The following is a 10,085-nucleotide window of genomic DNA, read 5'->3' as shown; positions in this document are numbered from 1 at the left end:
GGGGAGCAGCGTGCACGGCCCCCCGGGCCGGGCGCGGTGCTCCCCGACCCGCCGACTTAAAGGCGATCCCGCACGCGACGGCGGAGCCGGCGCCAAAGACACAGCCGGCGCCAAAGACACAGCCGCCAAAGACACAGCTCACTCCACGAACCGGGACCAGAACTCCACCACTCGGACGTCCGCCGGCTCCTCGCCCAGCGGTTCGCCACCGAACTCGTGCCGCAGGTAGCTGCGCAGGTCCCAGCCGTAATAGACCACATCGGTCTGATACACCGACAGCACCGGATACCCGGATTCCCCGGCCGTCGCGGGCAGATACCGATGCCCGCACACCGGCACCAGTTGCGGCACCGTCGCCAGCTGCCGCCGCGCGACCGCCAGCGCGTTGCACATCGACCGCGGCCGGGGGCCCCATTCCGGCAGCCACAGGTCGTTGTTCTCCACGTCGTACAGGACGCCGTCGACCGGCCAGTCCAGCCGTTTGCGCAGCTGGTCCGGGTCGCCGTGGCGCCAATCCGGCCAGCGGTCGCCGACCGGCACCCCCGCGGTGAGGAAAACCCGGTGGTCGTCGGAAAACGTGAACCCGAACTGGTCCTCGACGTCGCTCAGTTCGGCGGGCGTGAGGCCAGGCCGCAAGGGCTCGCCGAGATTCTGCTGCAGGATGCGGGCCTCCTCCACGGTGAAGGCTTCGGCCGGCTGAACGTGTGCCATGTCCGAAGCGTACGTAGCGCCCGGCCGCGTCCGCGCGCCCTTTTTTGCCGGAATGGGCTCCCTCGGCGGGGTGAGGTTCTTCTCTCCAGCCGCGGTTGACGGAACACTGCGTGACCGGATGTAGTTCACTCCTCCCGTGACTTCCTCACCGCAAGCCCGGCAAGCCCGCGTGCGCGCGCCCGAGCTGACCGGCGACGTCTGGCTCAACACCGGCGGCCACCAGCTCACCCTGGCGCAACTGCGCGGACGTGTGGTGCTGCTGGACTTCTGGACCAGCGGCTGCGTCAACTGCCTGCATGTACTGGACGAACTGCGTCCGCTGGAACAGGAATTCGCCGACGTCCTGGTCACCGTCGGGGTGCACTCGCCGAAGTTCAGCCGCGAGGGCGAGCGCACGTCGATCGAGGCCGCGGTGCGCCGGTACGAGGTGCACCATCCGGTGGTCAACGACCCGAAGATGGAGCTGTGGTCGCAGTACGCCGTACGGGCCTGGCCGACGCTCGTCGTCGTGGACCCGGAGGGCTACGTCGTGCACGTCGCGGCCGGGGAAGGCCACGGCGAGGCGCTACGCCGTGTGATCGCCGACCTCGTCGCCAAGCACGAGGCGAAGGGCACCCTCCGTCGCGGCGGCAGCCCGTACGTGCCGGTCGAGGAGCAGCGCACGGAACTGCGTTTCCCCAGCAAGGCTGTCGTCACCGCGGGTGGGCGGATCCTGGTGGCGGATACCGGACATCACTCCATCGTCGAGTTCGCTTCGGACGGTGAGACGGTCATCCGCCGCTTCGGCAGCGGCGTTCGCGGGACGCAGGACGGGCCGTTCGACCTGGCCCAGTTCACCGAACCGGCCGGAATCGCCTTGCTGCCCAACGAAGTCGCGCAGCGCGCCGGCTATCACGCCGTGGTCGCGGACACCGCCGGGCACCGCCTGCGCGGCCTCGACCTCAACACCGGCGAGGTGAAGACCATTGCCGGCACGGGAAACCAGTGGCGCGACGGCACCGACACCGGCAAGGCGCTGGACATCGACCTCACCAGCCCGTGGGACGTCACGTGGTGGGCCCCCGCTGGCGGCGTGGTCGTCGCGATGGCCGGAAACCACACGTTGAGCGTGTTCGACCCGGTCTCCGGCACCATCCGCCGGTTCGCGGGCACCACCGTCGAGGGCCTGCGCGACGGCGACGTGCACGAGGCGTTCTTCGCGCAGCCGTCCGGGTTCGCCGTGGACGGGCAGAAACTGTGGTTCGTCGACGCGGAAACCTCTGCCCTGCGCTGGATCGAACCGGTGGAAGAGTCCTTCGCCGTGCACACCGCGGTCGGCACCGACCTGTTCACCTTCGGCCACGCGGACGGCCCGTCCGATCAGGCGCTCCTGCAGCATCCACTCGGCCTCGCCGTGCTGTCCGACGGCCGGATCGCGATCGCCGACACCTACAACGGCGCGATCCGCCGCTACGACCCGTTCACCCGCGACGTCACGACGCTCGCCACTGGATTCGCCGAACCGCAGGGCCTGGTGCGCCACGACGGCGAGCTGTACGTCGTGGAATCGGCGGGCAACCGGGTTACCCCGCTCGGGGGCAATGGCCAGGCGACCGCAGTCGCGGGTACTCGCCAGGCAGTGCGGCGTCCGCCGACCATGCTCGCTCCCGGCGAGGTCGAGTTTTCCGTCGTTTTCACCCCGCCGCCGGGCGAGAAGCTCGACGAGCGCTACGGGCCTTCGACGCGGCTGGAGATCACCGCATCGCCGCCCGAACTGCTCGCCGACGGGGCCGGGATCGGAACTGATCTCGTTCGGCGGCTCAAGTTCGCCGAAGGTGCGACCGAAGGTGTCTTGCAGGTAGTGGCGCAGGCCGCGAGCTGCGACGACGGCGGCGAGCACCCGGCGTGCCGGATCACCCGGCAGGACTGGGGTGTCCCGGTGCGGTTCGAGAACGGAGGGGGGAAGGCGCTGAGCCTGATGATGGCGGGCGAGCCCAAGGCCCCGGCAACCGGTCAGTAGCATGGCTGGCGTGCCGGACACGCCCAAGCTCGAGATCCAGATGCTGCACGACCGCGTTCTCGTGCGGCTGTCGCAGGAGGAAGGCGAGCGCCGCAGCAGCGGCGGCATCGTGATCCCCGCCACCGCGCAAGTCGCGCGCAGGCTGGTTTGGGGTGATGTACTGGGTGTCGGCAACAGCGTGCGGAACGTCAAGCAGGGCGACCGGGTGCTCTTCAATCCGGAGGACCAGCTCGAGGTCGAGATCCAGGGCGAGGGCCATCTGGTGATGCGCGAACGCGACATCCACGCGGTGGCCACGGAGCGGACCGAACACGGCACGGGGCTCTACCTGTAGCTCCCGTACCAGGGGAGGCAGGCGTTGCGTGAGGAAGACCGTTCGTCGGCGTCTTTCGCCGACGACCTGCTGAGCGACGAACTGCTGGACGCCCCCGCCCTGGTCAGCGAACCCGATCTGGCCACGGAGATCTTCGCGGTGGCCGACGCGCCCCCGCCGCCGAACACGCGCCTCCGCCGGCTCCGCAAACGCGTCGGCCGCACCTTCATGATCGTCGGCTGTCTGCTCGGACTGTTCGTGCTGCTCTACACCATCGACCTGATGACCAGCGCCGGCGACGTGCCGCGCGGGGTCCAGGTGGCCGGCATCGACGTCGGCGGCCTGTCGTATGCCGAGGCCGAAGCCAAGCTGCACAGCGAACTCCAGCCCCGGCTGACCCGTCCGGTGCCGGTCCACGCGGGCGACGTCACCGGGACGCTCGTGCCCGCGGATTCCGGCCTCGGCCTCGACTGGCCAGGCACGCTCGCGCAGGCCGGGCATCAACCGTGGAGCCCGGTCACCCGGCTGCTGTCGTTCTTCAGCACGCGCGAGGTGGGCGTCGTGACGCGCAGCGACCAGCTCGAGGTGACCGACGCGGTACAGCAGCTCGCCGGGAAACAGCTCAACCATCCGCTGGTCGAGGGCAGCATCGGGTTCACGCCGAAGGAAAACAACGGGGTCACCGCGTATGCGGTCGAGCCGCGGCAAGGCCAGGAGCTGGCCGACGTCCCGGCCGCGGTGCAAACCGTGGTGGCGGACTGGCTTTCTCCGCGCGGGGTCACGCTGAAGATGGCCGTGACCCCGGCCAAGACCGACTCCGCCGACGTACACCGGCTGCTGGACACCGTGGTCGCGCCCGCGGTGGCCGCGCCGGTCGTGCTGCACGGACAGGGCAAGGACAGCACGCTGCAGCCGTCGGCGATCGCGTCGTCGTTCCAGTTCCAGCCGAACGGGGGCGGCGGTCTCGAACTGCGGATCGATCAGGAGAAGCTGCGCGCGGCCGTCCAGCCGGACCTGGCGTCGACCGAGGCGAACAGCAAGGACGCGCAGATCACCCTCGACTCCGGCGTACCGGCTGTCACGCCGTCCGAGGACGGGCGAAAGATCGACTGGGCCAACACTTTCAAGACTCTCACCGAGGTGCTCGCGAAGCCGTCCGGCCGCGAGCTAGCGGTCGTCTACGACCAGAAACACCCGACCTTGACCACTGACGGCGCGAACGCGCTGGGTGTCAAGGAAGTCATCGGCGAGTACACCACCGGCGGGCTCAGCGGCCCGGCCGCGGCGAATGTCGCGACGCTCGCCGGACGCCTCAACGGCGTCCTCGTGAAACCGGGAGAATCGTTCAGCCTCAACGACTATCGCGGTGGTGGTTACGCGTCCGCGCCGGTCGACGAGGACGGCACCGGCCCGGAAGTGGCAGGTGGCGGGCTGTCGCAGCTTTCGTCCACTTTGTACAACGCGGCTTACCTCGCCGGCCTTGGCGACGGTGGCCACGCGGCGCACGACCACTTCATCGACCGCTATCCGGCGGGTCGCGACGCGGTGGCCGTGGACAGCTCCGGCAACGCGGTGGATCTCAAGCTGGCCAACAACGATCCGACCGGCATCGCGATCCAGGCGAGCGTCAGCGGCGGCTCGGTGACGGTGAAGATCTGGGGTACCAAGCACTTCCGCGTCGAAGGCCGCAGCGGCGCGCCGTCGAATCAGGTGTCGCCGCCGGTGCAGTTCGGGCCAGGGCCGGACGGTCAGTGTCACGCCTCGCCGGGCGCGTCCGGGTTCACCGTCAGCGACACCCGGGTCTTCTACGACCTGGCCAGCGGCGGCGAGGTCCGTGAGGAAAGCCGCAGCACGACGTACTCGCCGCAGCCGATCGTCATTTGCTGAGCCGCGCCGGGGCTTTCGATCGCCAGGACTCGGTGAGCAACTCCCGCAGCTGCTGCGGGTCGACGCGGTCGAGGTGCACGAGGATCGAGCCGTGGCCGTCGTAGTGCGGCGTGGTGAAGAAGGCCGGATCGCCGGACGCGAGCAGCGCGGCCTTCTCGTCGAGGCCGACGAACAGCACCAGCCCGCCTTCGGCCTCGGTGCGCAGCCGGGCGTAACCCTTGCCCGCCACCTTCAGCGCGGGCGTGCGGTACCAGGTCGCCACCTCGGTTTCCGGCAGCTCCTCCTGTGCCCACGCGGTCACGTCGTCCCAGGTCATCGTCATGCCGACCATCTTCCCCCGGCTGTCTTGGAGAAACGAGAGCCCGAAAAGCCGTGAAGGACTCCTTGAGGGAATCAGATTCCCTCAAGGAGTCCTTCACGGACGAAACTACGGAGTCGCGGTGATCCGGTCCGCGGGCGGCGGAGCGATGCCCGGGTGCGCGCCGAGGTAAGCGATGAACGCGTCCAGGTCCACCGGCCCGCCCGCCAGGTCGGTGCCCTTCTTGAACTCGGTGAACCCGTCCCCACCGGCGGCGAGGAAGTTGTTCACCGACACCCGGTACTTGGCCGCCGGGTCGACCGCCTTGCCGTCGACCGTGATGTTCGAAACCCGAGAGCCGACCGGAGCCGAAGCCGAGTACGTGTAGTGCAGCGACTTCGAGATCTGCAGGATCTTGGTGCCGCCGGACTGGCCCCACTGCTGTTCCAGCACGTTCTTCAGGTTCGCGCCGGTGAGCGTGATCGTCTGCATGATGTTGGAGAACGGCTGCACGGTAAACGCTTCGCCGTAGGTGACGACGCCGTCGCCTTCACTGGCCGACGACGACTTGTACGTCAGGTCAGCGCGGATGCCGCCCGGGTTCGTCATCGCGATCACGGCGTTGTTCGACTTGGTCGCTTCGAGCTGAGCGTCGGCGATGACGTCGCCCAGCGGCGATTCGCCGGAAGCCGCGCCCGCCGCGGGCAGGTCCGCGGTGATGGTGCCGACCTGCTTGTTCGCGATCGGCGCGGCCTTCGTCTTGGCCTCGTCGACGAGCTTCGTCACGGCCGGGTCCGGCGTGACGTCGCGGGTGACGATTTCGTTGTGCGCCTTGGTCTGCGACCGGACCACGTCGCGCGTGCGGCGGTCGATCTTCAGGTCCACGACCGACAGCAGCCGTCCGAACGACGCGCCCTGGATCACCGGCCGCGGCTGGCCGGCCGGGTCGTTGACGACGCAGTTGTACTGCTGGTGGCTGTGCGCGGTGAAGATCGCGTCGACCTTCGGCGTCACGTTCTTCGCGATGGTCCCGGCGTCGCCGTCCGGCTGCACCTTGCAGTCGTTCGGACCGGAGCCGGGCAGCGCCTCGTCACCCTGGTGCAGCAGCACGACCTGGGCCTTCACGCCGAGCCGGTCGAGGATGTTCGCGGTGCGGTTGATCGCCTCGACCTCGTCCCCGAATTTGAGGCCCTTGATGGCTTCCGGCGTCACGACCGAGGGCAGGTCCTTGAGCGTCGCGCCGATGACGCCGACCGGAACACCGCCGGAGAACTGAATGCTGAACGGCAGCAACGCGGGCAGCCCGTTGTCGAAGTACACATTGGACCCGAGCAGCGGGAAACGCGCGCCGTCGTAGCTCTTGCGGAACTGGCAGCCGTCGGTCTTGTTGCAGCCGCCGAGCTGCATGCGCAGCAGTTCCTGGTAGCCCTCGTCGAACTCGTGGTTGCCCACCACGGACGCCTTCACGCCGAGTTCGTTGAGGAAGTCCATGGTCGGTTCGTCGTGGAACAGCGCCGAGATCACCGGCGACGCGCCGATGTTGTCGCCCGACGACAGCACCATCGAGTTGCGCACCTGCGCCTCGAGCTGCTTGACGTGCGTCGAAAGGTAGGCCGCGCCGCCCGCGTCCACCTTGGTCCCGTCCGGGAGCGTGATCCGGCCGCTCGATCCGGACGGCGGTTCGAGGTTCCCGTGCAGGTCGTTGAAGGCGATGAGCCGGACGTCGGTGGTCTGTGCGGCCTCGGCGGGCGCGCTCGTGACGGCCACGGTGGCCAGTGCGGCCGCGGCGGTGGCCGCGAGCCGGGCGAAGAGCTTCATGTTTCCTCCGGTGTTCGCGCCCGCTTGACCCCTGGTGCGGACGCCCGGCGAAGCAGTCTGCCCAAACCGGACGGTCCTGACCAGGGCAGAACGGCCGGTGCCGGATGAAAGTTTCGGTAACGTTCGCCCCGCGCCTCGCGATCTGTGCGTTGGGTGCCGAGGGGGACAAAATGGAATTGCAGCTCGTCGTGCTCGTGCTTGGCGTGGTCCTGTTGCTGATCGTCGGCACCGTCTTCGCGGCCTGGCGCTCGGAGCGCGTGGACCGCGACGACGAACCGCCCTCGCGCGACGGCTGACCGATCGGTCGGCGAGTACTCGGCCATCTGGCCGATCCCGCTGCGAGCGCCTCCGGCTCTTCGACCGAAGTGCCGGCGCGGCAAGATCAATAGCGTTCTTGGCATGACGAACGCACAGGTCACCGCCCTGCAGTACGGGTTCATCGGGTTCCTCGCCGTATGGGCGACGATCCTGATCCCGCAGCTCGTGCTCCAGTTCGCGCGGCACGGCCGACTGCGGTTGCGCAGCCTGGCGACCACGGCGGCGGTCGTGTTCTACGCGTGCATGGCGCTGGCGGTCGTCTTCCTGCCGCTGCCCGGACCGCACAGCCGCCGGCTGGAGCAGACCGTGCAGCTGGAGCCGTTCCAGTGGATCGCGGACATCCACACCGAGCTCGTGAAGCACGGGCTGCCGGCGGCGGACTGGTTCACCACGCAGACCTTCCAGCAGGCCGCGATGAACGTGCTCCTGTTCGTACCGCTGGGATTCTTCGCCCGGGTGCTGTGGCGACGTGGCCTGGTGGGCGCGCTGGCGATCGGCTTCGCCGCCTCACTGGCCGTCGAGATCACCCAGCTCACGGCGAACTTCGGGACCGCGCCGTTCGTCTACCGGATTTTCGACGTCGACGACCTCATGACCAACACCTTCGGGGCCGGGCTCGGCTGGCTGGCCGGGGCGCTGCTGCTCGCTCTCCGGCCGATCTCTTCAACCCTCCGCGTGGAGCCTGCCCGGAGCGAGCGGATCGACCTCGCCAAGGCGCGCTAACCGGGCTCGTCTCGCCATCGCGGCTTGGCGCGCGGCGCGGCGGTCTTCCAGGATCACGATCACGGAGGCTATGGCGATGATCAGTGCTACCAGGCCGAGCACTAGCCATAACTGCATGTGCTCTCCTCATCGACGCCGTTGTGCGAGAGATCACACAGGCTACCGAGCGGGGCGGCGGGTTGGCTACCCCGCGCTCGCAGATCGTGCGGAGAACCAGTCCCGGTCAGCGGTGAGCGACTTCCGGGTCCGGTCGCCGAGCGAGTAGGCAACGACGTGCGGGAGGCCGTTCGGCCAGCCGTTGCCCGCCTGGAGTCAGATACCGCAGCAGCGCCTGCCTCTCCGGTCGTTGGTCGGCTGGCTGCCGGGCATGCCGCCCAGCATCCCGGAAACTGGACCCCATGCCCGCCAAACCCACCAAGGCCGAACAAGCCGCCGCACACGGAACCACCATTCCGGACGTACTCGCCCCCAACCTGAACGTCCTGTTCTGCGGCATCAACCCCGGCCTCTACTCCGGCGCGCTCGGCCTGCACTTCGCCCGCCCCGGCAACCGTTTCTGGCCCGCGCTCCACGCCAGCGGTTTCACCCCGCGCCTGCTGGACTCGAGCGAACAGGACCAGCTCCTCGACCTCGGCCTCGGCATCACCAACGTCGTGGCCAGGACCACCGCCCGCGCCGACGAGCTGACCGACGACGAACTCCGCGAAGGCGGCGAAATCCTGACCAAGAAAGTCAAGAAGTACCGCCCGCGCTGGCTGGCAGTGGTCGGAATCACTGCCTACCGCGTCGCGTTCGGCGACCGCCGCGCCACCGTCGGCCCGCAAGACCGGACAATTGGGACAACGAAGGTCTGGCTTCTGCCCAATCCGAGCGGATTGAACGCCCATTGGACCCCGAAAACGCTCGCCGAGGAGTTCGGTCGGCTGCGCGCACGGGCGGTCATCGGAGATTCACCCGAGCAGTTAAACCCTCAGTAGAGCTAACCCAGGTGGGCGGACCCTCGCTGCGCCGTTCTCCCGCATTTGGGGGGCACTTTTCTACGGAGAGTTTGCTGCGACCAGCCGTTACGGCCATGAGGGGGAAACCGCGTCACAAGCTGCTCTCGGCGGAGTCGAACCAGAGACAAGGTGTCGTTCCCGGCCGGTTCCGGCAGGGGGGACCGGCGGGCACGCCGAGGGGGCGTGCCGGTCACCGGGAGCGGCCATTGAGGACGGAGGCCCGAGATGCGTGGCATCGAGCCCCACCGAACGCCCATGTCGGCCGGTCAGCCAGCCGGCGGTCGCAGCCTGGGGGTCGCAGTCGTCGACCCCATCCCGATTTTCCGCGAGGGCATCGCGGCGATGGTGCACCGCACGCTGGGCCTGCACTGGTCCGGGCAGGCGGCGAGCCACCACGCGGCGATGCAGCTGTGCGAGCAGGTCCGGCCGGACGTCGTGATCCTCGACTCCGCGCTCGACCCCAACTGCCACCTCGCGAAGCTGCTCAACGCGGGCGATCCGGCACTCGTGCTGGTCACCCTTGTGCGGGACACCAACCGCACCCAGCAGTACCTCGCCGCCGCCATCGGGGCGGGGGCGCACGCCATCGTGCCGCGAGCGGTCGATTCCCGGCGGCTCGCCGAGGCGGTCCGGCGCGCGCATCACGACCGGCGTTACATCGACCCGGCGTTGTCCGCGCTCACCGCGCGGCCCAAGCGCGAACCCTCGCCGAGAGCCGCTCCGGTCGACGGTCACCTCGTGCAGCCCAAGGGCGCCATGCCGCTTTCCCGGCGCGAGTACCAGGTTCTGCAGCTCGTCGCCGAAGGGCTGGAGAATTCCGGCATCGCGAAGCTGCTCTTCCTGTCCGTGGAAACCGTGCGGACCCATGTGAAGAGCATTCTCCGCAAGCTCTCCGCCCGCGACCGGACACACGCGGTGACCATCGCGTTCCGCAGCGGCATCCTCGTCCCCCAGCTTGACGACAGCGCCGGTCCCCCGGCTGTGCAGGAGGCCGTGGCGCGCAGCACCCGGTGAGGCTGG

The 10,085-nt window shown here is 69.0% G+C and carries 10 protein-coding genes; 7 read left to right on the top strand and 3 right to left on the bottom strand.

Translation table 11 applies throughout. From position 1 onward, the window contains the following. Positions 1–138: 138 nt before the first annotated feature. Positions 139–711 (bottom strand): hypothetical protein, encoded by a 573-nt coding sequence (locus ACWGIC_RS30430; RefSeq protein WP_452079348.1) that lies wholly within the window; start codon positions 709–711, stop codon positions 139–141. A gap of 169 nt (positions 712–880) precedes the next feature. Between ACWGIC_RS30430 and ACWGIC_RS30425 the strand changes: the two genes are divergently transcribed. Genes ACWGIC_RS30425 through ACWGIC_RS30415 form a run of 3 tightly spaced genes read left to right on the top strand, consistent with a single transcriptional unit; the run spans position 881 to position 4,910 of the window. Continuing rightward, the gene (locus ACWGIC_RS30425; protein WP_452079351.1) at positions 881–2,710 is read left to right on the top strand and encodes a thioredoxin-like domain-containing protein; all 1,830 of its coding nucleotides are present in this window, start codon (positions 881–883) and stop codon (positions 2,708–2,710) included. A 1-nt stretch (position 2,711) separates the two neighbouring features. Then, complete coding sequence (locus ACWGIC_RS30420; protein WP_037808959.1) at positions 2,712–3,044, top strand: GroES family chaperonin; 333 nt, start codon at positions 2,712–2,714, stop codon at positions 3,042–3,044. Positions 3,045–3,068: 24 nt separating this feature from the next. Further along, entirely contained in the window at positions 3,069–4,910 is a 1,842-nt protein-coding gene (locus ACWGIC_RS30415; protein ID WP_452079347.1) for a VanW family protein, read from the top strand. Here the strand turns inward: ACWGIC_RS30415 and ACWGIC_RS30410 are convergent. Further along, the gene (locus ACWGIC_RS30410; protein WP_374204189.1) at positions 4,900–5,241 is read right to left on the bottom strand and encodes an MmcQ/YjbR family DNA-binding protein; all 342 of its coding nucleotides are present in this window, start codon (positions 5,239–5,241) and stop codon (positions 4,900–4,902) included. The genes ACWGIC_RS30415 and ACWGIC_RS30410 overlap by 11 nt on opposite strands. A 96-nt stretch (positions 5,242–5,337) precedes the next feature. Further along, positions 5,338–7,026 (bottom strand): bifunctional metallophosphatase/5'-nucleotidase, encoded by a 1,689-nt coding sequence (locus ACWGIC_RS30405; protein ID WP_452079346.1) that lies wholly within the window; start codon positions 7,024–7,026, stop codon positions 5,338–5,340. 104 nt (positions 7,027–7,130) lie between these two features. Here ACWGIC_RS30405 and ACWGIC_RS30400 point away from each other — a divergent pair, with 104 nt between their 5' ends. The 4 genes from ACWGIC_RS30400 (at position 7,131) to ACWGIC_RS30385 (ending at position 10,079) form a co-directional block, all read left to right on the top strand. Beyond that, positions 7,131–7,322 (top strand): hypothetical protein, encoded by a 192-nt coding sequence (locus ACWGIC_RS30400; protein ID WP_452079345.1) that lies wholly within the window; start codon positions 7,131–7,133, stop codon positions 7,320–7,322. Positions 7,323–7,425: 103 nt separating this feature from the next. Beyond that, positions 7,426–8,067, top strand: a complete 642-nt coding sequence (locus tag ACWGIC_RS30395) for a VanZ family protein (RefSeq protein ID WP_452079344.1) — start codon at positions 7,426–7,428, stop codon at positions 8,065–8,067. Positions 8,068–8,465: 398 nt separating this feature from the next. Further along, a complete protein-coding gene (gene mug, locus ACWGIC_RS30390; RefSeq protein WP_452079343.1) occupies positions 8,466–9,044 on the top strand; it encodes a G/U mismatch-specific DNA glycosylase in 579 nt (192 codons plus the stop codon). 246 nt (positions 9,045–9,290) lie between these two features. Then, on the top strand, positions 9,291–10,079 hold the full coding sequence (locus tag ACWGIC_RS30385; protein ID WP_344287626.1) for a response regulator transcription factor: 789 nt from the start codon (positions 9,291–9,293) through the stop codon (positions 10,077–10,079). The last annotated feature ends 6 nt before the right edge of the window (positions 10,080–10,085 follow it).

Source organism: Amycolatopsis sp. NPDC054798, assembly GCF_053611505.1.
The sequence above is the reverse complement of the archived record's forward strand: the minus strand, read 5'-3'. Positions and strand labels throughout refer to the sequence as shown.

Excerpts from the sequence above, each read along its gene's own strand:
- ACWGIC_RS30430 (WP_452079348.1), bottom strand. The coding sequence starts at position 711 with ATGGCACACGTTCAGCCGGCCGAAGCCTTCACCGTGGAGGAGGCCCGC.
- ACWGIC_RS30420 (WP_037808959.1), top strand. The coding sequence starts at position 2,712 with ATGGCTGGCGTGCCGGACACGCCCAAGCTCGAGATCCAGATGCTGCAC.
- ACWGIC_RS30410 (WP_374204189.1), bottom strand. The coding sequence starts at position 5,241 with ATGGTCGGCATGACGATGACCTGGGACGACGTGACCGCGTGGGCACAG.
- ACWGIC_RS30405 (WP_452079346.1), bottom strand. The coding sequence starts at position 7,026 with ATGAAGCTCTTCGCCCGGCTCGCGGCCACCGCCGCGGCCGCACTGGCC.
- ACWGIC_RS30400 (WP_452079345.1), top strand. The coding sequence starts at position 7,131 with ATGAAAGTTTCGGTAACGTTCGCCCCGCGCCTCGCGATCTGTGCGTTG.
- ACWGIC_RS30395 (WP_452079344.1), top strand. The coding sequence starts at position 7,426 with ATGACGAACGCACAGGTCACCGCCCTGCAGTACGGGTTCATCGGGTTC.
- mug (WP_452079343.1), top strand. The coding sequence starts at position 8,466 with ATGCCCGCCAAACCCACCAAGGCCGAACAAGCCGCCGCACACGGAACC.
- ACWGIC_RS30385 (WP_344287626.1), top strand. The coding sequence starts at position 9,291 with ATGCGTGGCATCGAGCCCCACCGAACGCCCATGTCGGCCGGTCAGCCA.